At 48.0% G+C, this 21,512-nt stretch carries 19 protein-coding genes and 1 pseudogene; 15 read left to right on the forward strand and 5 right to left on the reverse strand.

What is annotated here, in order from left to right; translation table 11 throughout:
* The first annotated feature begins 17 nt into the window (after positions 1–17).
* From ACJJIT_RS17500 to ACJJIT_RS17515, 4 genes are all read left to right on the forward strand, one after another.
* Positions 18–1,340 carry a peptidylprolyl isomerase gene (locus tag ACJJIT_RS17500; protein ID WP_444899171.1) on the forward strand — a complete coding sequence of 441 codons (1,323 nt, stop codon included), beginning with the start codon at positions 18–20 and terminating at the stop codon, positions 1,338–1,340.
* A 72-nt stretch (positions 1,341–1,412) separates the two neighbouring features.
* The gene (gene pdxA / locus ACJJIT_RS17505) at positions 1,413–2,408 is read left to right on the forward strand and encodes a 4-hydroxythreonine-4-phosphate dehydrogenase PdxA (protein WP_444899172.1); all 996 of its coding nucleotides are present in this window, start codon (positions 1,413–1,415) and stop codon (positions 2,406–2,408) included.
* Between the two features lie 44 nt (positions 2,409–2,452).
* Positions 2,453–3,247, forward strand: coding sequence for a 16S rRNA (adenine(1518)-N(6)/adenine(1519)-N(6))-dimethyltransferase RsmA (gene rsmA, locus ACJJIT_RS17510; protein WP_444899173.1), 795 nt, complete (start codon positions 2,453–2,455; stop codon positions 3,245–3,247).
* 33 nt (positions 3,248–3,280) lie between these two features.
* Positions 3,281–4,093 (forward strand): symmetrical bis(5'-nucleosyl)-tetraphosphatase, encoded by an 813-nt coding sequence (locus tag ACJJIT_RS17515; RefSeq protein WP_444899174.1) that lies wholly within the window; start codon positions 3,281–3,283, stop codon positions 4,091–4,093.
* Positions 4,094–4,184: 91 nt separating this feature from the next.
* On the opposite strand, the gene ACJJIT_RS17520 is transcribed toward ACJJIT_RS17515, so the two are convergent.
* Together ACJJIT_RS17520 and ACJJIT_RS17525 are read right to left on the reverse strand one after the other, a co-directional pair.
* Positions 4,185–5,117, reverse strand: coding sequence for a hypothetical protein (locus ACJJIT_RS17520; protein WP_444899175.1), 933 nt, complete (start codon positions 5,115–5,117; stop codon positions 4,185–4,187).
* Positions 5,114–5,734 (reverse strand): ABC transporter ATP-binding protein, encoded by a 621-nt coding sequence (locus ACJJIT_RS17525; protein ID WP_444899176.1) that lies wholly within the window; start codon positions 5,732–5,734, stop codon positions 5,114–5,116. The genes ACJJIT_RS17520 and ACJJIT_RS17525 overlap by 4 nt, the downstream gene beginning before the upstream one ends.
* Positions 5,735–5,842: 108 nt before the next feature.
* Here ACJJIT_RS17525 and ACJJIT_RS17530 point away from each other — a divergent pair, with 108 nt between their 5' ends.
* Positions 5,843–6,292: a transposase gene (locus ACJJIT_RS17530; protein ID WP_444899177.1), complete on the forward strand. Its 450-nt coding sequence runs from the start codon at positions 5,843–5,845 to the stop codon at positions 6,290–6,292.
* Positions 6,178–6,621, forward strand: a pseudogene (locus tag ACJJIT_RS17535) (IS5 family transposase); the annotation flags it as partial. The gene ACJJIT_RS17530 and the pseudogene ACJJIT_RS17535, both read left to right, overlap by 115 nt.
* A gap of 77 nt (positions 6,622–6,698) precedes the next feature.
* On the opposite strand, the gene galE reads toward ACJJIT_RS17535, so the two are convergent.
* Entirely contained in the window at positions 6,699–7,724 is a 1,026-nt protein-coding gene (gene galE / locus ACJJIT_RS17540) for a UDP-glucose 4-epimerase GalE (protein WP_444899178.1), read from the reverse strand.
* Between the two features lie 340 nt (positions 7,725–8,064).
* On the opposite strand from galE, the gene ACJJIT_RS17545 reads away from it, so the two are divergent.
* The 3 genes from ACJJIT_RS17545 (at position 8,065) to ACJJIT_RS17555 (ending at position 13,030) form a co-directional block, all read left to right on the forward strand.
* Positions 8,065–9,987, forward strand: a complete 1,923-nt coding sequence (locus ACJJIT_RS17545) for a PrkA family serine protein kinase (protein ID WP_444899179.1) — start codon at positions 8,065–8,067, stop codon at positions 9,985–9,987.
* 176 nt (positions 9,988–10,163) lie between these two features.
* Entirely contained in the window at positions 10,164–11,447 is a 1,284-nt protein-coding gene (locus tag ACJJIT_RS17550) for a YeaH/YhbH family protein (RefSeq protein ID WP_444887916.1), read from the forward strand.
* Positions 11,441–13,030, forward strand: a complete 1,590-nt coding sequence (locus ACJJIT_RS17555; protein ID WP_444899180.1) for a SpoVR family protein — start codon at positions 11,441–11,443, stop codon at positions 13,028–13,030. The genes ACJJIT_RS17550 and ACJJIT_RS17555 overlap by 7 nt, the downstream gene beginning before the upstream one ends.
* Before the next feature lie 82 nt (positions 13,031–13,112).
* Here ACJJIT_RS17555 and ACJJIT_RS17560 read toward each other — a convergent pair whose 3' ends face one another.
* Positions 13,113–13,685, reverse strand: coding sequence for a helix-turn-helix domain-containing protein (locus ACJJIT_RS17560; protein ID WP_444883633.1), 573 nt, complete (start codon positions 13,683–13,685; stop codon positions 13,113–13,115).
* A gap of 531 nt (positions 13,686–14,216) precedes the next feature.
* Here ACJJIT_RS17560 and ACJJIT_RS17565 point away from each other — a divergent pair.
* The 5 genes from ACJJIT_RS17565 (at position 14,217) to ACJJIT_RS17585 (ending at position 19,454) form a co-directional block, all read left to right on the forward strand.
* Positions 14,217–15,437, forward strand: a complete 1,221-nt coding sequence (locus ACJJIT_RS17565) for a multifunctional CCA addition/repair protein (protein WP_444899181.1) — start codon at positions 14,217–14,219, stop codon at positions 15,435–15,437.
* Positions 15,430–16,158, forward strand: coding sequence for a pteridine reductase (locus ACJJIT_RS17570; RefSeq protein WP_444899182.1), 729 nt, complete (start codon positions 15,430–15,432; stop codon positions 16,156–16,158). The genes ACJJIT_RS17565 and ACJJIT_RS17570 overlap by 8 nt, the downstream gene beginning before the upstream one ends.
* Positions 16,159–16,266: 108 nt before the next feature.
* Positions 16,267–16,962 (forward strand): response regulator transcription factor, encoded by a 696-nt coding sequence (locus ACJJIT_RS17575; RefSeq protein ID WP_413664232.1) that lies wholly within the window; start codon positions 16,267–16,269, stop codon positions 16,960–16,962.
* Positions 16,946–18,193, forward strand: a complete 1,248-nt coding sequence (locus ACJJIT_RS17580) for a sensor histidine kinase (RefSeq protein ID WP_444899183.1) — start codon at positions 16,946–16,948, stop codon at positions 18,191–18,193. Before ACJJIT_RS17575 ends, ACJJIT_RS17580 begins: the two co-directional genes overlap by 17 nt.
* A 202-nt stretch (positions 18,194–18,395) precedes the next feature.
* Positions 18,396–19,454 (forward strand): type 1 glutamine amidotransferase domain-containing protein, encoded by a 1,059-nt coding sequence (locus ACJJIT_RS17585; protein WP_444899184.1) that lies wholly within the window; start codon positions 18,396–18,398, stop codon positions 19,452–19,454.
* Between the two features lie 20 nt (positions 19,455–19,474).
* Here ACJJIT_RS17585 and ACJJIT_RS17590 read toward each other — a convergent pair whose 3' ends face one another.
* Entirely contained in the window at positions 19,475–19,936 is a 462-nt protein-coding gene (locus ACJJIT_RS17590) for a winged helix-turn-helix transcriptional regulator (RefSeq protein WP_282934464.1), read from the reverse strand.
* A 414-nt stretch (positions 19,937–20,350) separates the two neighbouring features.
* Here ACJJIT_RS17590 and ACJJIT_RS17595 point away from each other — a divergent pair, with 414 nt between their 5' ends.
* Complete coding sequence (locus ACJJIT_RS17595) at positions 20,351–21,463, forward strand: NADH:flavin oxidoreductase (protein ID WP_444899185.1); 1,113 nt, start codon at positions 20,351–20,353, stop codon at positions 21,461–21,463.
* The last annotated feature ends 49 nt before the right edge of the window (positions 21,464–21,512 follow it).

Raw genomic sequence — 21,512 nt, forward strand, 5'->3', positions numbered from 1 at the left:
AAATAATGCAGAAATTGATGCCGAAATTAGGCTTGTCATCCGTTCTGGCTGCTTGTGTCCTGATCGCCGGCACGGCCACAGCCCAAGTACAAACCTTGGACCGGGTAGTCGCCGTTGTTGATGAAGATGTGGTTATGGCCAGTGAGCTTGCCCAGCGCATGAACACTATCGCCAGCCAGATTCAAGCACAGCAAGTCCAAGCACCGCCTGTAGATGTTTTACGCCGCCAAGTACTGGAACAACTGATTATCGAGCGATTACAGCTACAGATGGCCTCCCGTGCGGGCATTACAGTATCTGAATCCGAGCTTGATCAAGCCATTGCTCGCGTTCAACAAAATGCGAGTGTCAGTCCGGAAGAATTTCGTCAGCGCCTACGTTCCGATGGCATGACCATGAAGAGCTTTCGCCAGCAGATCCGTCAGGAACTGATGATCCGCCGGGTAGAACAAGGCAGCGTCAACCGACGAATCCAGATCACCGACCAAGACATCGACAATTTTCTGCGCTCTAAAGAGGGAGAGTTCTGGAAGTCCCCGCAATACGAGTTGGGACATATCTTGATCCCCATCAGCTCCAGTGCACCTGCCAGCGAAGTTACCCAAGCTCGCGAGAAAGCCGAGGAGCTGGTTCAGCAGGTGCGCGATGGCACAGATTTTCGTCGCCTGGCGATCGCCAATTCAGCTGGGCAGAATGCCCTCGCCGGCGGCGACCTGGGTTGGCGCAAAACAGTGGAACTCCCTACCCTATTTGCTGATGCGCTAAGCGGCCTCAAGGTAGGTGATATCTCTGAGCCCTTCCGCAGTGATGCCGGCTTCCACCTGCTCAAGATTCATGCACAAAAAGGTGCCAGCGAGCAACTAGTGGAGCAGACTAAAGTTCGCCATATCCTGCTCAAACCCTCAGCCATCCTCACGGATGATGAAGCCTACAACAAGCTGGTAGCCATGCGAGAAGAGGCGATGGCTAGCGATAACTTTACCGAGCTCGCCCGCGAGAATTCCGAAGATATTGGCTCCATGCTGTCCGGCGGTGATCTCGGCTGGTCTATGCCAGGACAATTTGTGCCTGAATTTACCCAGGCCATGAACACCACCGGCATCGGCGAAATCAGCCTGCCATTTCGCAGCCAATTCGGCTGGCATATCCTGATGGTCGAGGGGCGACGCAAACAAGATATGACCGATCAATATATTCGCAACCAGGCTGCCAACCTCTTACGCAACCGCCGCTATGAAGAAGAACTGCAAAATTGGCGCAGGGAAATCCGCGACCAAGCTTATGTAGAAATTAAATTAAAAGATGAAAAGCAAGAAGGCCCTGAACAGGAAGCGCAATAAAAGCGCTTTTTAAGACCTCGAAGACCGGGCCAAAGCGCCCGGTTTTTTATTCGTATAAAGTGTGGCTCCTCTATGATACCCAGAATCGCGCTGACCCCCGGAGAACCCGCCGGTATTGGCCCAGAGATATGTGTAAAATTGTCTCAGCATGGCAGCCCTGCACAACTGATTACCATTGCGGACCCAAGCCTGCTGGAGCGGGCTGCTAAAAAGCTAGAACTTCCCCTTCAGCTTATATCTTTCTCTGAAGATACCCCGCTGTCGGAAACAGCACCAGGTAGCCTCTATATTTTAGAAAGTCCTTTAAAGCAGCCATCCCTACCTGGAAAGCTAAACACCGCCAACGCCTTCTATGTATTGAGGACATTGGAGATAGCCGCAGATGGATGTCAAAACGGTCAATTTGATGCGCTAGTGACGGGCCCTGTACATAAGGGGGTAATCAATGAAGCTGGGTTTCCCTTCAGTGGCCATACCGAGTTTTTTGCGGAGCGAGCAGGCGTAGCACAAGTAGTCATGATGCTGGCTGCGCAGGAGCTTCGAGTAGCCCTTGTCACTACACATCTTCCACTTAAAGATGTGAGCACAGCAATAACTGGCAAACGTCTGGAGCTCATCACCGAGATTCTACACGGCGGTCTGCGCGATCAGTTCCGTATCCATTCACCTCACATTGGGGTTTGTGGATTGAACCCTCATGCTGGAGAGGGGGGCCACTTGGGCCGGGAAGAAATCGAAGTGATTCAGCCAGCACTGGAAAGGCTGCGTCAACGTGGCCTTCATCTGACCGGGCCACTACCGGCAGACACACTGTTTACCCCACCCCAGTTAGAGCATTTCGATGCAGTACTTGCCATGTATCACGATCAGGGCCTGCCAGTGTTAAAATTTCATGGCTTCGGCAAGGCGGTTAATATCACCCTAGGTTTACCTTATATTCGCACCTCGGTCGATCATGGCACCGCCCTGGACTTGGCGGGCACTGGCAAAGCCAGTTGTGGCAGTCTCGAAGCTGCCCTCACTCAGGCAATAGAACTAGCACAACTTCGGAAACAGCAGGTGATATAACATCCTGTTTGCCTAATACCACTATTTGAATTGCAGATTAATTAATGGACAATTTTTTCCAACATAAGGCACGCAAACGTTTTGGCCAGAACTTTTTGGTCGATGGAAATATCATCGAGCGTATAGTTCGTTCAATAGCCCCTAAAGAAACCGATAAATTGGTCGAAATAGGCCCTGGCCAAGGGGCTATTACCGAATTGCTAATACAACGTTGTCCCTCACTCACAGCCGTGGAACTGGACCGGGACCTGATTCCTCTGTTGGAATTTAAATTCCGGGACTACCCTGATTTCAAGATTATTGAGCGAGACGCATTGAAATTCGATTTTGGAGAATTTGCCGGTGAGAGCCCTCTGCGTATTGTTGGCAATCTCCCCTACAATATTTCCACGCCTCTTTTATTTCATTTGCTCAGCTTCAAAAGCAAAGTGCAGGACATGCACTTTATGCTGCAAAAGGAGGTAGTCGATCGCCTCGGAGCCAGCCCTGGTACCAAGTCCTATGGCCGTCTCACAGTAATGGTACAGTATTACTGCCGTGTGCAAGGACTATTTCCAGTACCACCTCAGTCCTTCAGGCCAGCCCCTAAAGTGGAGTCTGCTATTGTCCGTCTAATACCCCATAGCAAGATCCCCTACATTGCTGAAGATGAAAAACTATTGGAAAGAATCGTCAATGTCGCTTTTCAGCAACGCCGTAAAACACTTCGCAATGCACTAAAGCCCCTGTTCCCAGACCTCAATCCAGATCAACTGCCAGTGGATGCCAGCCGTCGCCCAGAAACTCTGAGTGTGCAAGAGTTTGTACAGCTATCAAATTACTGCACAAAGCTTGGATAATACTGAGCAAGCTAAGCCTCGGGAGATAAGAGTTTGGCTACCTATGCTATTGGCGACATTCAGGGTTGTTTCGAATCTTTAAAGCGCCTATTAAAGAAAATCCATTTTAGTTTTGACAGTGACAAACTATGGATCGCCGGAGATTTAGTTCACCGTGGCGAAGACAGTCTGGGGACTTTACGCTTTCTCTATGAACACCGTTATCAAGTTACCGCTGTTCTCGGCAATCACGATCTGCATCTCTTGGCCTTGGCACATGGGGCCAAACATCTTGCAGAGAAAGAGCAAGATCTCGCAAAGATTCTAAGGGCAAAAGATTCCGATCGTCTGTTAAGCTGGCTACAGACCCTTCCCTTAATGGTACATAAAAAGGGATACACTATGGTCCACGCCGGTATCCCCCCTATCTGGAGTATTACCAAAGCCCAAAAGCTATCTCGTGAGGTAGAGCATGCTCTCTCGAATGAAGCCATGGCAAAGGCCTTTTTTTACGGCATGTATGGTAATGAACCCCACTGCTGGGATGATCACCTAATCGGAATTGAGCGGCTTCGTTCAATTACCAATTATTTCACGCGCATGCGCCTCTGCAAGGAGGATGGCACCCTCGACCTCGTTACCAAGCGTGGGCCTCAGGCATCCCATGGTGATTACAAGCCCTGGTTTAATTTTTCTAATAGAAAGACCAAAAATGACAAAATAATTTTTGGCCACTGGGCCGCCCTTGAAGGAAGAGCCGATACCGAAAATATCTATGCTTTGGATACCGGCTGTGTATGGGGGGGATATCTAACAGCTATGCGCCTGGGCGACGAAGAGTTTTTTTGTACAGACTGCAGCCTCTGAGCCCCCACAAAACTATAAAAAATCTCAGGGGTCAATGGAGGCTACTAGAAATTTAGTTTTGCCCTTAGAGCTGTATACCTGACTTGAGGGTTTATACGCTCAACAACGTCATCCCTGAGACAGCTAATAAAGGAGCTAAAATAACTCGCCCCCACTTATAAAGTGAAAGTAAAGAGAACCCCGTTATAGCAAGCATGTAAATCAAAAAATGGGCCGCTGACTCCCGCCCATTTATAAAGAGAACTACCATAATCCCAGGCATGGATATTAGGATACCTTTGAAGTACTCCTGAATAACAATTCCACCCTTTCCACAAGATTTCATCATCATCCAAAAATTGACTTCAGCCTCATCCTCCAAAATGGAATTTATTGCGTAGGTAAAAATTATTGAAGAGCCAACTATCAATAAAATACGCAAGGCAATCAAAAACTCATTAGCCGCAAACACATAACAGTAAATAGTAATTGAAAACGCGATTAGCAATCTGATGACTATACGCGATTTTTTTAATAAAACTGTCCTTGATTGTGAAAACAGAATTTGTCTATATTTGAGCCCTATTAAAGTCAAAAAAGAAAACAATTGGATGCTACAGAATAAGAAAAACCAAGTCAGGTACCCTAAGATACTAAACGGCTCTCCCAAGTACACCAACACTAAGAGCGGAAGCAACCATAGCGCCCAAAAAAGTGGATTGTATTTAAGCTGAACTATACATAGAGATTTAATCAAATCTAGAGGGTGGAAGTAGCTCAGATACCACTTTAATTCCGTAGGTTCAGGAGACAACAGAATCCCACAAACCGCAAAAACAGTATGCGCCACTAGAAGAATAGAGAGAGAAGTCCTTATATCTCCACCTTCTCCTGTCAAGAGCAAGCTTACAGGAAGATGAATCATCATCAATACAGGAGTTATTATTGAGGCCAGCCCAATTAAAATCCATTGATTTGCCTCAACCCAAATTCTCAGCCTAAAGGCAACCCCTGCAAACAACAAGTTATTCAAAGGCACGCTCACAACATTACCTCCGTTTCTTTTTCTGAAAAAGAAACGGAATTATGACTCGCGTAAATGAGCATTCCAGAATAACCTGATAAGTGCTCGATCAAAGCTCTGCTAGAGTTCTCATCCAAAGCATTGAAAGGCTCATCCAATAAAAGAACTCCATTTTCTTTAAATAAGGCACAAACTATAGCCACTTTTCTTCGCTGCCCTTCCGATAAGTCGGAAACTTTTGCACAAGAATGAATATCGCACAAAAACTCTTCTTTAAATTCTTTTAAACGGTCAGATTTTTGTATATGGCAAACAGATAGGACTTCCTCAACAGATAAATAACTTGGAAGGGTGATCGCATCAGAAAACACTCCACACCTTTCTCTTCGGATTGACCTCTTTATTTCCCCAAGTAAATTAATAGTACCTGAGGATATAGAAATTAGACCTGATATCCCGAGCAAAAGACTTGTCTTTCCTGAGCCATTCTTTCCCAATATTTTTATTATTCTGGCAGAGGCAGAGAAGGACAGATTTTCAATAACACTGTTTATTCCTCGATGAACATATAGAGCATCAACAACCAATTGATTCAAAACTTCTTCACTCCATAAAGAATAAGCTATCCTAAATAACAAAGAGTAGTGACTCCTTGTGGAGTTAATAGTTCCAGAGTTCTTAGAGGCTGTTTCATAACTTGAAATCGGCTATTCTCACGCAATTACATAGAAAAAAGGCCAGCAATAGTGAGCCGATTCAAGTCAGAGTTAACCAATGATCAATGGAAATTGATCGAACCTTGTCTTCCTGAGTTAAAACGAGGAAAGGGAGGCCCAAAACCCATTGATAATCGAGCTTGTTTTGAGGGCATCCTATGGCTTTTGCGTTCTGGAGCGCGATGGAAAGATCTTCCTTCACATTATCCATCACCGAGTACATGCTGGAGAAGGCTTCAATTTTGGGAAGAGCAAGGAGCTTGGTTACAGGCATGGAGAAGATTTCTGGAGCTGTTGGATCAGCAGTCTTTGCTTAACTGGGAGGAGGTCTTTTCTGATGGCAGCTTTGCACCAGCAAAAAAAGGGGCTTCGAAATCGGGAAAACCAAGCGGGGCAAGGGTTCAAAGTGGATGGTGGTGGTCGATGGCGAAGGTATTCCACTGGGAGGCACCATTACTTCGGCCTCACCAGCAGAAGTGAAGTTATTACACCCATTACTTGATGTTACGTATAAAAACACAAAGATTCATCGCTTAGTTTATGATAAAGCGGCGGACTCGGATCCTCTTAGAGATAGCCTGTTGAGTCGTGGAATTGACCTTATCTGTCCACACAGGAGAAATAGGAAAAAAGTCTCAAGGCAGGATGGCAGAAAGCTTAGAAGGTACGCTCGCCGTTGGAAAGTTGAGAGGACTTTTGCGTGGTTGGGAAATTACCGCCGTTTAGTTGTTAGATGGGAGCGATATTTGTCCACTTATCGTGCTTTTTTCTATATTGCATGCATGTTAATTACGTTAAAGAAGTTATGAAACAGCTTCTAGAGAATTGGCAGTAAGTAGTGGACTCCCTCCCACTACACAGCATTACAATCAGAGAAGATAGTTACTTAAGCTTCGTAACCATTTGGGTTTTGAGACTGCCAACGCCAGGTATCCTCTACCATCCGTTCCAGGCCATGCTCAGCCTTCCAGCCAAGCTCACTCTCCGCCAGGGTTGGATCTGCATAACATTCAGCAATATCTCCCGCTCGACGGGGTACAATTTTATAGGGTATAGACTTCCCGCTAGCCGCCTCAAAAGCCCTTACTACCTCTAATACTGAATTTCCCTTGCCTGTCCCAAGATTATGGGTATAGCAACCTACGGGGGTTGATGGTTTACACAACATATTTAAAGCTGCAAGATGACCTCGAGCCAAGTCCACCACGTGGATATAATCTCTGACACCAGTACCATCTACCGTAGCGTAGTCATCCCCAAAAACCTGTAGGAATGGGCGCCGACCAACAGCAACCTGGGCAACATAAGGCAGTAAATTATTAGGTATACCACGAGGATCTTCACCAATTAAACCACTCTTATGTGCACCAATTGGATTAAAATACCTTAAAAGACTTACCTTCCAACCGTTACCTGGCGCTGAACAAATATCCCTCATTATATTCTCTACCATCAGCTTACTAGCACCATATGGGTTTGTAGCGCCAGTGGGAAAGCTTTCATGTATAGGTACCGTTTCTGGATCTCCATAGACCGTGGCTGAGGAACTGAAGATAATTTGTTTAGTATCAAACTCCTCCATCACCTCCATAAGTGCCAAGGTACCAGCCACATTATTTTGGTAATAGCGCAAAGGTTGAGCCACGGATTCACCCACTGCTTTAAGGCCTGCAAAATGAATTACTGCCTTTATCTTGTGATCAGTAAATACTTGGCGAAGCCTAGGCTTATCAGCAATATCCAGATCAAAAAAAGGTATATCCTCACCTGTGATCAGATTTACCCTGTTTAAGGCCTCACGACTGCTATTGGAGAGGTTATCCACCACTACTGGCTGTAATCCAGCCAAAAGCATCTCAACACAGGTGTGACTACCAATATAACCGGCGCCGCCAGTCACTAAAATCGCCATTTCAGTTCCTTATTAACCCACTTACTTCTTCCGAGTCGTAAGTAAAGACCAAAACTGCCATTAAATTCAACCTCTCTGAATGACAATCCAGTGCCGTAGTGAACCAAAAAGCTATGCTGGAAAAGCCGGAACCGTTTCATCGAATCCGGGGAAGGACAAGGTTAGCAACGGCGATAATGAATAGCGCTTTATGCCGGGCAACACTAAAACAAAGTAATGACTGGATAACCGCCAATCAAACACTTTGCGGAAGCCACAGAAACAACTAGTCAGTGCTCTGATTCAAAATGATAAGCAGGACGCTGGACTCTGCCCACCAGGCTACAGGGAGGTAAATTCCATGACAATTTTTAATCACTACCTGGAACGATACGAGTCAATCCAGGATGAAGAGCTCAGTATTCAAGAATACCTGGAACTCTGTAAGACAGACCGCAGTGCCTATGCGTCACCCGCTGAGAGAATGCTGATGGCCATTGGAGAGGCAGAGCTGATAGATACCTCTCGCGATCCTCGCTTATCACGTATTTTCTGTAATAAGGTTATCAAGCGCTATAAGGCTTTCGGCGAGTTCTATGGTATGGAAGAGGCAATTGAGCAAATCGTCTCCTTCTTCCGACATGCCGCTCAAGGGCTGGAAGAGAAAAAACAAATACTCTATTTATTAGGGCCTGTTGGGGGCGGTAAATCCTCACTGGCAGAACGTCTTAAAGCACTTATGGAGCAAGTGCCGATCTACGCAATCAAAGGGTCTCCGGTTTTTGAATCTCCTTTGAGTTTGTTCTCCCCCAATGAAGATGGGCGAATCCTTGAAGAAGACTATGGTATTGCCAGACGCTATGTAAATACTATCATGTCCCCTTGGGCTGTTAAGCGCCTTCATGAATTCAAAGGTGATATCAGTAAGTTTCGGGTAGTTAAGGTCCGCCCATCGATTCTTGATCAGGTTGCCATCTCCAAAACTGAACCTGGCGACGAAAACAATCAGGACATCTCCTCCCTGGTTGGCAAAATTGATATCAGAAAGCTAGAGGATTTTCCTCAGAATGATCCAGATGCCTACAGCTTTTCAGGCAGTCTCTGTCGTGCCAACCAAGGGCTGATGGAATTTGTTGAGATGTTCAAGGCCCCGATCAAGGTTCTTCACCCCCTACTTACCGCAACCCAAGAGGGCAACTACAATAGCACCGAAGGACTCGGGTCTATACCATTTAATGGGACCATTCTGGCACATTCTAATGAGTCTGAATGGCAGTCCTTCCGAAATAATCGAAACAACGAGGCCTTCCTTGACAGAATTTATATTGTCAAAGTCCCCTATTGTGTTCGGGTTCAGGAAGAGATTCGAATCTATCAGAAGCTACTGGAAAATAGCTCCCTTTCAAAAGCTCCATGCGCACCTGACACCTTACGTATGCTGGCTCAATTTTCGGTGCTCTCACGCATTAAAAACCCGGAAAATTCAAGCCTCTACTCAAAAATGCGCATTTATGATGGAGAAAATCTGAAAGACACAGATCCCAAAGCCAAAACTATACAAGAGTATCGAGATAATGCCGGCGTCGATGAAGGAATGAATGGGCTGTCCACTCGCTTTGCCTTCAAAATACTCTCCAAAGTTTTTAATTTTGATGCTACAGAAGTAGCAGCCAATCCTGTGCATTTACTCTATGTCCTGGAACAACAAATAGAACAAGAACAATTCCCTCCAGAAATACAAGAAAACTATCTTGGATTCATCAAGGAATATCTCGCCCCAAGATATGTAGAATTTATTGGCAAGGAAATCCAAACCGCATATCTCGAATCTTATGCCGAGTATGGGCAAAATTTATTTGATAGGTATGTCACCTATGCAGACTTCTGGATTCAGGATCAGGAATATCGAGATCCAGAGACTGGGGAAATCCTAGACCGTGGCGCACTAAATGAAGAATTAGAGAAAACAGAAAAACCTGCAGGTATCTCTAATCCAAAAGACTTTCGCAATGAAATTGTCAACTTTGTTTTACGTGCTCGCGCCAACAATCAGGGAAAAAATCCAGATTGGCGATCCTATGAGAAATTGCGCGCTGTTATTGAGAAAAAGATGTTCTCAAACACCGAGGATCTCCTGCCAGTTATTTCCTTTAACACCAAAGCTTCTGCGGATGACAAGCGCAAGCATGCAGACTTTGTTGCCCGCATGGTAGAACGCGGCTATACAGAAAAACAGGTTCGCCTGTTATCAGAATGGTATCTCCGTGTACGTAAATCTCAGTAGCTGTATTAATTGCAATGACGGATAGAAACTTTCAAGTATCTATTCCTATTTTCCTAGATCTGAAAAACTTCGTCTATTTGGCCCCCTACAGGGGACCAAATAGACGACAAAAGCATTTCTGAATAGATTGCATGGTGGCCTTGCCAGATGGTTTTATTCAGACTAAAGGCAGAACTATGAGCTATATCATCGACCGCCGCCTAAATGGAAAAAAGAAAAGTACTGTAAATCGGCAACGCTTTTTAAGGCGCTATAAAGCCCATATAAAGAAAGCCGTGGGTGACGCTATGAACAGCCGATCCATAATGGACATGGACAAGGGTGAACGTATCAGCATTCCTACCCGAGATATCAGTGAACCCCTTTTTTCACATGGCTCAGGGGGGCATGTCGAGCGTGTTTTACCTGGCAACAAAGAATTTACCACAGGGGATCGTATTCCACGCCAGCAACCTAAAGGTGGTGATGGCAGTGGCGGAGGAGCCAGTGATAGTGGCGAGGGAGTGGATGACTTTGTCTTTCAAATTTCACAGGAAGAATTTCTCGACTTTATGTTTGAAGGGCTACAACTGCCCAACATGGTTAAACAACGGCTCGCCGGTAATGAGTCCTTTCAAGTAGTCCGCGCTGGAATCAGTAACGAAGGCACCCCTGGTCGACTAAATGTCATTCGCTCCTTAAGAGCAGCTCATGCTCGTCGTATCGCACTCACTAGTAGTAAAAGACGAAATATCCGTGAACTGGAGACATCCCTAGAGTTAGAGGAACAAAAAGATACTGCTTTGCGCGATCAGCGCAAGATAGAGGCTCTGAAAGGCGAAATCGCTGAGTTGCGCCGCCGTGTTGGGCGGGTGCCATTTTTGGATGATTTTGATCTGAAATACAATCTATTAATCAAACAACCAAAACCTCGTTCGCGTGCGGTTATGTTCTGCCTTATGGACGTATCCGGCTCTATGAATCAAGCCACTAAAGACATGGCTAAGCGCTTTTTCCTCCTGCTTTATCTATTCCTGCAACGCAGTTATGAATACACAGAAGTCGTTTTTATCCGCCACCACACTAGCGCCAAGGAAGTGGATGAAGAGGAATTTTTCTACTCTCGTGAGACAGGGGGAACCATCGTATCCAGCGCTCTGAAGTTAATGAGACGGATTATGCGCGATCGATACCCGGAGAGTGAATGGAATATTTACGGCGCCCAAGCTTCAGATGGCGACAACTGGAATGATGACTCCAGCACCTGCCATCGTATCCTAATTGACGACATCATGCCCCATGTACAGTACTACTCCTACGTGGAAATAACTCCCAGAGACCACCAAGCCTTGTGGGAAGAATACGAAAGTGTGCGTACCCTATTCCCAAATCACTTCGCCATGGAGCAAATTGTGGATGTGCAGGATATTTACCCTGTATTCCGTCAACTGTTCAGCCAGAAGGTGACCGCTCGATGCTAGATACATTTGCCAGCGGCAGCGATTCGCAAAAACCAGAATCAGCAAACCCTATCTCTACCACCTCAGAGTGGACATTTGAGCTGATCCAGGAATATGACCTCGCCATTGGCGCGTTGGCAGACGAATTTGGCCTGGATACCTACCCCAATCAAATTGAGGTTATCAGTTCAGAACAAATGATGGATGCCTACTCTTCGGTGGGTATGCCAGTGGGCTACAACCATTGGTCGTTTGGCAAGCAATTTATAAGTGTTGAGAATAATTATCAGCGCGGTTTAATGGGGCTCGCCTACGAAATTGTTATCAACTCCAACCCCTGCATCGCTTACCTCATGGAAGAAAACACCATGACAATGCAGGCCTTGGTGATCGCTCATGCCTCCTACGGGCACAATTCTTTTTTCAAGGGCAATTACCTTTTCCGCTCCTGGACGGATGCCAGTAGTATTATCGACTACCTAATCTTTGCCAAAAATTATATTTCCCGCTGTGAAGAACGCCACGGGCTTGATGAAGTCGAGGCCATTCTCGACTCCTGCCATGCCTTAATGAACTACGGCGTGGATCGCTATAAACGCCCTTACCCCATCTCAGCTATTGAAGAAGAGCGACAGCAACAGGAGCGTGAAGAATATCGGCAACGTCAACTCAACGATCTATGGCGAACGATCCCAAAACTTGGAGAAGGCACCGAGGAAACCAATGAGAAACGTTTTCCGGAGGAACCCCAGGAGAACCTCCTTTACTTTATCGAAAAAAATGCCCCCTTACTTGAAGGTTGGCAAAGAGAATTAGTACGTATCGTGCGCAAGCTCGCACAGTATTTTTATCCACAGCGCCAAACTCAAGTCATGAACGAGGGTTGGGCCACTTTTTGGCACTACACACTGCTAACAGAACTCTACCGGCGAGGACGAGTGACTGAAGGCTTTATGATGGAGTTCCTGCAAAGTCATACAAACGTGATCTATCAGCCCAGTTTTGACAGTCCTTATTACAATGGCATCAATCCATACACCTTGGGCTTCAGTATATTTAGTGATCTCCGGCGTATCTGTGAAGAACCAACCGATGAGGATCGCCGCTGGTTCCCAGATATCGCTGGAAGTAATTGGCGAGAAACACTCCAGTTTGCCATGCGCGACTTCAAGGATGAGAGTTTTATCCTACAGTTTCTCTCACCAAAAGTGATGCGTGATATGAAACTCTTTTGTGTCAGCGACAACGATCAGGAAAATGAAATTGTTGTCAGTGCAATCCATGACGAAAGTGGTTATCGACAACTTCGGGAGAATCTCGCGGGCCAGTACAACTTGGGTAATCGAGAACCCAACATACAGGTTTACTCTGTAGATACACGGGGAGATCGTTCACTTACCTTAAATCACACCCAGCATCGCCGCCGGCCACTTGGCAAAGATACTCCGGAAGTTTTAAAGCATCTACACAGACTCTGGGGTTTTGATATACATCTAAACAGCCTCAACGGCGATGAAATTACGGCTAGTTTCCACTGCCCTGAACAGGGCCGTGATCGGCAGGAAGGAGAAGAGGAGTCAATGCTGATTCCGAAACCTATCTGAATCTTTGCACGGGAGCTTTCTGTTAAAACTCCCGTGCAAACGGGGCGAATGGCCAGGAATAAATCCAGGCAGAAAACTTGGCTTAGTGATCAGCCTCTAGCAGCAACCTGGCTTTAGCAGCCAGTTCACCGCGTTCTTCACGATGTGCCAGAAGAGCATCGGCCCCCGCATCCAGCCAGCGGGCTTTATCCAGATCTTCCTCAGCAGCCACAACCAGGATACGCAGGCTGCTATACTCGCTGCGCGACCTCAAGTAATCCAGTACCTGAAAGCCCCCGTCACCAACCAATGCGGCATCGACAACCAACAGCGCCGGCTTGGCATTAGCTAATAAAACACCCGCAGAGAAACTGTCACCAGCCACTTCAATTTCACAGCCGATATTTTTCAAGGCCTGGAGGCCTGAAGAAGTCAGTTCCGGATCTGTTGTCAGCAACAGAACTTTGCGACTGGGTACCGCCAGGTCATTCGGCACTGGCATAGAGTTATCCCGTAGGAAACCCACGAAGTCCTCTACACAAATCCGATGGTCGCCACGCCCAGGAAGCTTGTAAGCCTTGAGCTGCCCCCGCTCAATCCAGCGAATCACCGTCCGGAAGTTGACCCCACAATACCGAGCCGCTTCCCCGGTGGTTAGCACATGTAGTTCGCTCATATTTATTCTCCCCAACAACTGCAATCCTTGACGACCAGGTCAATTTCAAAAGCCCCAACTCCATCCCCCGAAGCCAGGCGCGAAATTATCCTGCCCAACAGGATCGCCCCTATAAATTATGCTGTTCAATGCTGCAAAACCAGCCCGAAATTCGGTCCATGTATTTAGTTAACGAACAGAGATACAACCCCCTCAAAAAATACTAAAAGATATAGTTGACAGGTATGACAGGTCACATAGAATGACTTCAGATTTAGCGGTACCAGTGTGTCGCCAGATCCTCTCCAGCGGGTATGGCCGGTAAGTCAGCGATCCCGCTATTGGCAATTAGATGTTTGCTAAGCGAATACCCTAAGACCCTGGGCCCCCTTGTTTTTTCGGGGCCTTTTTTTTATCTTGCCAAAACCTCTGACCCTCCTTCCCTGCATTCTTATCCAGCAGCACCCCTGCGGACATTGCCGGAATAAATGGACTTATGGCAGTACAATCACCTACCGAATTAATGATATCTCCAGCTCTGGAGAACAATTTTTGAAGATCTACCTTGTTGGCGGCGCAGTGCGCGACAGACTTTTGAATCGCCCAGTCACCGAGCGTGACTGGGTAGTGGTTGGAGCAGATGCAGATAGAATGCAGGACCTCGGATACAGCCCAGTCGGCAAAGATTTTCCAGTATTCCTACACCCTGAGACCGATGAAGAATACGCGCTCGCTCGCACCGAAAGAAAGAGCGGCCACGGCTATGGCGGTTTTACCGTTAACGCCGATGCCAATATCACTCTGGAAGAGGATCTCCTGCGGCGAGACCTCACTATTAATGCCATTGCAGAAGACATCGACGGCAAGCTAATAGACCCCTACGGCGGGCAGAAAGATCTGAAGGCACGGCTTTTGCGCCATGTTTCTCCTGCATTTGCCGAAGACCCCCTAAGAATACTGCGAGTAGCCCGCTTTGCCGCCCGCTACCATCACCTTGGCTTTAGCGTTGCCCCTGAGACCATGATACTCATGCGCCAGATGGTAGAAGCGGGTGAAGTGGAATATCTGGTGGCCGAGAGGGTCTGGAAAGAGGTAAGCCGGGCGCTTACCGAGCCAGACCCCGATATATTTATTCGAGTACTGCGAGACTGCGGTGCCCTCTCGGTACTGTTACCAGAATTAGAGAATTTGTTTGGTGTTCCCCAACCGCCCAAACACCACCCCGAAGTGGACACTGGAGAACACGTACTACTAGCCCTGCGCGCCGCACCGGCAGAGCTCCCCTTGCGTTTTGCAGTACTGCTACACGACCTGGGCAAAGGACTGACTCCCGAGGAAATTCTTCCCAGCCACCACGGCCACGAGGCCGCAGGCGTACCTCTTGTAAAGGCCGTCTGTGAGCGCTGGCGTACCCCAAAAGACCTGACTGCACTAGCTATCGGGGTCTGCGAATATCATCTGCATTGCCACAGAGCCTTCGAATTGCGCCCACAGACCATTATGAAAATGATCCGCAGTCTGGATGCCTTGCGACGTCCCGAGCGATTTGAAAACTTTCTTCGCGCCTGTGAGGCAGATGCCCGAGGTCGTGAGGGGCTGGAGAATAGAGATTATCCACAGGTGGACTTTTTACGTGCCGCTCGAGATGGGGCAGCAGCAGTAACTGCCGAGGAGTTGATTAAACAGGGCTACCAGGGTGCGAAACTCGGGCAAGCACTGGACCGGGAGCGCATCAAGGCAATCGCCAGAGTAAAGGATAACTACATTGCGTAATGTGTTGATTACCGGTGCCGCCGCACGCCTGGGCCGTGCTATTGCTGAAGAGCTGCATAGAGATCACAGAGTTGTTATTCACTATCGCAACTCGGCTGATGCTGCCAAGGCCCTGGCAAACGAGCTGAACCAACTTCGCCCCAACTCTGCCATAGCGTTGCACAGTGAATTGAATAGCGCCGAAGCCTGTTCCAATCTGGCCCAGCGCGCGCAAGAGGCCTGGGGCGGTATTGATGTTCTGGTCAACAATGCCTCTGCATTTCACCCCACACCTGTGGGAAAGGCGACCGAGGAGGACTGGGATCGGCTGGTAGGCAGTAACCTCAAAGCTCCCTTCTTTCTCACTCAGGCCCTGAAAGAAACACTCTGCCAACAACAGGGTTGCGTTGTTAATATGGCGGATATTCACGCCGAGCGCCCGATGCCCAAGCATACTATTTACTGCGCCGCCAAGGCTGGACTGGTAATGCTGACAAAAAGCCTCGCTCTGGAGCTATCGCCCCAGGTGCGGGTCAATGCAGTCGCCCCCGGTGCCATTCTTTGGCCGGAGCAAGAGGCAACTAACGAAGCCAAGAAAGCACAAATCACCCAGCGCATTCCTTTGGCCCGAACCGGTGACCCCAGCGATATCGCCAAAACCGTGCGCTTCCTGATCTGTGACGCCCCCTATATCAACGGCCAGGTTATTGCCGTTGACGGCGGCCGTAACCTCAATATCTAGAGCGGTCCAATCAATATCTAAAACAGTCCAACAACGGGGCTTCACTTCAATTTCACCGGCACTCTGTCAGAATGCTTTGTAACTTCCTCTGCCAAAAGAGATTTGCCGGTGCGCTCACTGAAGATATTGTTGATTGAAGATAACCCCACTATCGCCCGCCAGCTTGCCGAATTCCTGCACGCTGAGGGCTGGCAGATAGATTATGCCCAGCGGGGCCGCCAGGGCTTACAGCTGGCCCTGGAACAAATCTTCGACCTGATTATTCTCGACCTGGGCCTGCCGGATATGGACGGTTTAGAGGTCTGCGAAAAGATCAAGGCACAAGCGCCAGTTAACATGCCAATTCTGATGTTAACTGCCCGAGATGCTCTCGCAGATAAAGAACGCGGATTTGGTATCGGTGCCGATGACTACTTATGTAAACCCTTCGAACCAAGGGAACTGATACTGAGATGCCGCGCCCTGGCACGTAGACACCAGCTGCATACCAGTGAAGAAATTAAGGTCGGTGATTTACAGATAAACCAGCGCCAGCAAACGGCCTACCGGGATAAACAGCCTCTGCCCCTGACAACTATCGGTTTTCGCATTCTCACTATGCTCGCCCAGGCGTCGCCAGCACCAGTAAGCCGCTCGGCAATAATCCACCATATTTGGGGTGATGAACCCCCAGAAACAGACGCCTTAAAATCCCACATTTATAGTCTTCGCCAAACACTGGATAAGCCTTTCCAGGCCCCTATGTTGAAAACCATCACCAATCTCGGTTATCAGTTGGAAACTCCCAATGCGCGAAACCAGTAATTTACAGAGGAAGGTCTTCGCTATTTTTGGCAGTTTTACCCTGCTGCTATGCTTGGTGTTTTTTGCCATTTGTATGATGGTGGCCTATGTAGTTGAAGATCATTTACTCGATAACTTATTGGCCGGAGAAGTCCGCTACCTCGAACAGCAGGCAAGACTGACTAATGCGCCCCCAGAGCCACGCCTACCCTATTTAACGCTATACACTGAAAGCAAAATAATTCCGGCCGAACTGCGCACTGCCCTACCAAGCTATGCAGAAAAGGCTGAGTTGTTTAGTGATACTGAACATCACTTCCATTTACGCAGAGTACATTTTCCGGACAACCATTCCGCCGTTCTCGTAGCTGAAGTCAGTGAATTGCTCACTGTTACCCGACAATCTTCAAAACTTCTTTGGCTCTTTGCCAGCGCCTGTATCTTGACCCTACTCTTAGCCCTCTATTGTGCTTTTCGTATTTCCCGTAAAACCATAGCGCCTGTAGTAACCCTTGCTAAAGCAGTTCAGCAGCAGAGAAACTGCGATTCTCAAATTTCCCTGCCCTATAACAATGAACAAGATGAAATCGGTTATCTCGCAAGTACGTTGCAAGATACACTTAACCAGCTCAAGCTAACATTGCGCAGGGAAACTGAGTTTACCCGGGATACAAGCCATGAGTTGCGCACCGGGCTAACCATTCTGAAAAGCACACTGGCTCTCAGTCAAAATCGGGAAATGACTTTAGCTGAGAAAAATGAGCTATTAGAAACTGTTACCGGTATGGAAAAAACCGTTAAGACACTATTAGCCCTCGCCCGCTCTGAGTCTCTACAGTCGGAAGATATCCCATTGTGCGCTTTACTAGAGGAACGTCTTTTAGTTCAACACCAGTTAATTGTACAAAAGCATTTTAATGTTGATTTAAAGTTAGGGCACAAAGTCAGAGTCCTGGCCAATCGACACCTGGTAAGTCTGCTCTTCGACAACTTGATCAGCAATGCATTACAGCACGCTACCAGCCCTGAGTTGGTTATTACCTATAAGGGGGACACACTCTTTTTTGAGAACGCCACAGACAACCAATTAGATCTAGAAACCTCCCTCTTACCCGGCCAAAAAAGGGAAGGCAGTGACGGTATTGGTCAAGGCCTTTTCCTGGCCAAGAGAATCTGTGAAGCCTTAAATTGGACCATCTCAATCCAATGTCGAAACAATACTTATCAGTGCGCTCTGTCTTTTACACAGTAGCGTTCTAAGATTCAAATTCTTACCGTATGCGCTCGATATGCACAGTGAATCGGCATCCATACCTTATACGATCTCGAGCGCAGCTTTTTCTTTCATCCTAAATAGCAATTACAATCTCACCTGAATTTCACCTTCCATCCCTTATTCTCCTGCGAACTCACTAGAAGATTTTCCGTCTGCTACTGTAATTTTGGAGATTAATATGTTGAAGAAAATTGTTATTTCCCTGGCTCTGACTTTGTCCGTATTTTTTGGTTTTATTATTTGGATTAAGGGCCTAATTCCAGCCCAAGAGCAGGACTTTTCCACTACGACAGTAAGTGACCTGCCGTATTTACAACAATTACCCAGGGAAAGCCGAGGAAAAATCTTAGCTGTTGTCACCAGTACTGAAACGATGGGAGACAGTGGCAAGGCGACTGGTTATGAATTAACTGAACTGGCACGCCCCTATTACATCTTTTCAGCTAACGGATTTATTGTCGATATTGCCAGTCCCAAAGGCGGCAAACCGCCTGCGGTGATCGATAAAGATGATCTGGGGCCTTTCGACTATGCCTTTCTCAATGACCCGGAGGCACAACAAAAGGTCAACAACAGTATTCCTATCGATCAGGTATCAGCAGAGGATTACCAGGCCGTATTTTTTGTCGGCGGTAAAGGCACCATGTTCGATTTCCCCGACAATCCCCATATCCAGTCCCTGGTGCGGGAAATCTATAACAGCGGCAAAATTATTGGAGCGGTATGCCACGGGCCAGCAGCCCTTACCAATGTCACCCTGGATAATGGCAAGCCCTTAATCGCCGATCGGCAGATCAGTGCTTTTACTAACGAAGAGGAGCTTTTTCTTATCCCTGACGCCGAGCAACGATTTCCATTCCTGCTTGAGGATCGCTTACGTGAGCAAGGCGCGGTGTTCCAGGCTGGGCCCACTTACCTGGAACAAGTCAGTGTGGATGGCCAGTTTATTACCGGGCAAAACCCCTGGTCCACCTGGCTGGCGGCTGAGAGTATGGTAAGCGCGATGGGGTATACCCCTGTTCCACGCCAAATCACTCCGGCGGAGCAGACCGTCAAATTACTACTCACTTATGAGCAGCGCGGCTTTACCGAGGCCACAGAGAAATTACAAAAGCTTCAGGAGAAAGGGAAAATAGACCAACGCCTACTGGCCATGCACGGCGTTGTCTCTGTTATGCGTTGGGAGCCGGGCAGGGCTCTGGACATAATCAGACTGCTGTCCAAGAGCCAGGATTGATAGAGCCCTCAAAAAGCCAGCTAGCCAGCCTGCTCTAGGGGCTGGCCATTTTCATCCACAAATAATACATCGCGAATACTGAGTTTTTGTCCCTGGGCATTCTGTACAGCCACTTCGGAGATAGGCTCACCACTGTTTTTATCGACCAGGTGCATCCCATCTTTATTGCCATTCCAGCGCAGATTCCACTGGCGCAGGGCGATTACCACCGTAAACAGGTCCCGACCTTTTTCCGTTAAGCGGTACTCGTAGCGAGTGCCGTGTTCACCCGCATCAAAGCGAACCAGCACCTCGTTATCCACCAGACGTGATAACCGATCCACAAGGATATTTTTAGCAATTCCCAGGTTTCTTTGGAAATCCACAAAACGGCGGGTACCCAGCATCGCCTGCTTAATTATCAGCAGGGACCACCAGTCCCCCACCTCATTCAGGGCGCAAGCCAGGGAGCAATCAAGATCATCAAAGCGTTTACGTGACATATAGGGAGCCTCTAAATAACTCCGTGATACCTCTGGCATGCAGAGCGGTTCACAATCAAGGCGCGGCTTCGCAGGAATGTCTAGACCTTTCAAGAAGTCGCAACGCGGAGTGTGAATCGCTCTGCAAGCCCCGAAGGGCGGGCCTTGAAGGCCACAGCTGCTGCGTTGCAGCTCTTGCAAAGGACTGAGCCATTCGCGGCGAGCTGCGCCTAACATCTGTAGCCTTCAAGGCCCGCAGAGGCATTACGGAGTTATTCAGAGGCTCCCTAGCCATTATACCGACAAAAGAGTTGCAATACGAAACCAGATATTGAACTCAACCTTAAAATAAGGTCTTATAACGCAACCATTTTAATTGTGACCTAGTGGGACCAGTGAGTCCCAGTGTTGAATCGAGACATTCAGGAGAGAAATATGAGTGGTTCCCTGGACAACCTACTGCGTCCTTTCGAGCATAAATCCCTAAAGCTGCGCAACCGGGTCGCAATGGCCCCCATGACACGCACTATGTCACCGGGCTATACAGCCAATGACCAAGTGGCCGGCTATTACCGCCGTCGAGCTGAAGGTGAAGTGGGACTGATTATTACCGAAGGCACCTTCGTTAATCATAAAGCTGCCAACGGCTACGAGAATGTACCGGCAATCTACGGTGAAGCCGCTCTCGCCGGCTGGAAAAAAGTGGTAGACGAAGTACACGCTGCCGGTGGCCAGATTATCCCGCAGTTATGGCACGTAGGCTCCGTGCGCAAAGAGGGCATAGGCCCGGATAAATCAGTGCCCGGCTACTCCCCCTCAGGCCTGTTCAAACCCGGCAAGCCCAATGGCCAGGCGATGAGCAAAGAGGACATTCGGGAAGTTGTACAAGCTTTTGCAGACGCGGCGAAAGCAGCCAAGGAAATTGGGTTTGACGGCGTAGAGATTCACGGCGCCCACGGCTACCTGATCGACCAGTTTTTCTGGGAAGGTACCAACCAACGCGATGACGAGTACGGTGGCTCCATCGAAAATCGCACCCGCTTTGCAGTGGAAATTATCAAAGCGGTACGTGAGGCCGTAGGCGAAGATTTCGCCATAGTGCTGCGCTACTCCCAATGGAAGCAGCAGGATTACGAAGCCAAGTTGGCGCAAAACCCGGAAGAACTGAAACGCTTCCTGACTCCGCTACTTGAAGCCGGCGTTGATATTTTCCACGCTTCTACAAGACGCTTCTGGGTGCCAGAATTTGAGGGTTCTGATCTCAACCTGGCAGGCTGGACCAAGGAGCTGACTGGAAAACCAGTAATTTCTGTCGGCAGTGTCGGCCTTGACGATGATTTTATCGGCGGCAATAACCAGGGCATGGGCGGTACTGCCAACCCTACCGATCTAGGCGAACTAACTCGTCGTATGGACAACCAGGAGTTCGACCTGATTGCCGTTGGCCGCGCACTATTACAAGACTCACACTGGTTCGCTAAGGTACGTGAAGATCGCGCGGAGGAAATCACTCCGTTTACCAAAGAGGCACTAATGAGCCTGAGTTAATTTTTACTGACAAAAAAGCAGCCTCTAAAGGCTGCTTTTTTATCTACAT

Source organism: Microbulbifer mixtoriginis (SeqCode), from assembly GCF_052467515.1.

What these genes read in the sequence shown, in the direction of transcription:
- ACJJIT_RS17585 (WP_444899184.1), top strand. Translation starts at nt 18,396, where the DNA reads ATGTTGAAGAAAATTGTTATTTCCCTGGCTCTGACTTTGTCCGTATTT.
- pdxA (WP_444899172.1), top strand. Translation starts at nt 1,413, where the DNA reads ATGATACCCAGAATCGCGCTGACCCCCGGAGAACCCGCCGGTATTGGC.
- ACJJIT_RS17545 (WP_444899179.1), top strand. Translation starts at nt 8,065, where the DNA reads ATGACAATTTTTAATCACTACCTGGAACGATACGAGTCAATCCAGGAT.
- ACJJIT_RS17580 (WP_444899183.1), top strand. Translation starts at nt 16,946, where the DNA reads ATGCGCGAAACCAGTAATTTACAGAGGAAGGTCTTCGCTATTTTTGGC.
- ACJJIT_RS17590 (WP_282934464.1), bottom strand. Translation starts at nt 19,936, where the DNA reads ATGTCACGTAAACGCTTTGATGATCTTGATTGCTCCCTGGCTTGCGCC.
- ACJJIT_RS17500 (WP_444899171.1), top strand. Translation starts at nt 18, where the DNA reads ATGCCGAAATTAGGCTTGTCATCCGTTCTGGCTGCTTGTGTCCTGATC.
- ACJJIT_RS17550 (WP_444887916.1), top strand. Translation starts at nt 10,164, where the DNA reads ATGAGCTATATCATCGACCGCCGCCTAAATGGAAAAAAGAAAAGTACT.
- ACJJIT_RS17595 (WP_444899185.1), top strand. Translation starts at nt 20,351, where the DNA reads ATGAGTGGTTCCCTGGACAACCTACTGCGTCCTTTCGAGCATAAATCC.
- ACJJIT_RS17555 (WP_444899180.1), top strand. Translation starts at nt 11,441, where the DNA reads ATGCTAGATACATTTGCCAGCGGCAGCGATTCGCAAAAACCAGAATCA.
- rsmA (WP_444899173.1), top strand. Translation starts at nt 2,453, where the DNA reads ATGGACAATTTTTTCCAACATAAGGCACGCAAACGTTTTGGCCAGAAC.
- ACJJIT_RS17560 (WP_444883633.1), bottom strand. Translation starts at nt 13,685, where the DNA reads ATGAGCGAACTACATGTGCTAACCACCGGGGAAGCGGCTCGGTATTGT.
- galE (WP_444899178.1), bottom strand. Translation starts at nt 7,724, where the DNA reads ATGGCGATTTTAGTGACTGGCGGCGCCGGTTATATTGGTAGTCACACC.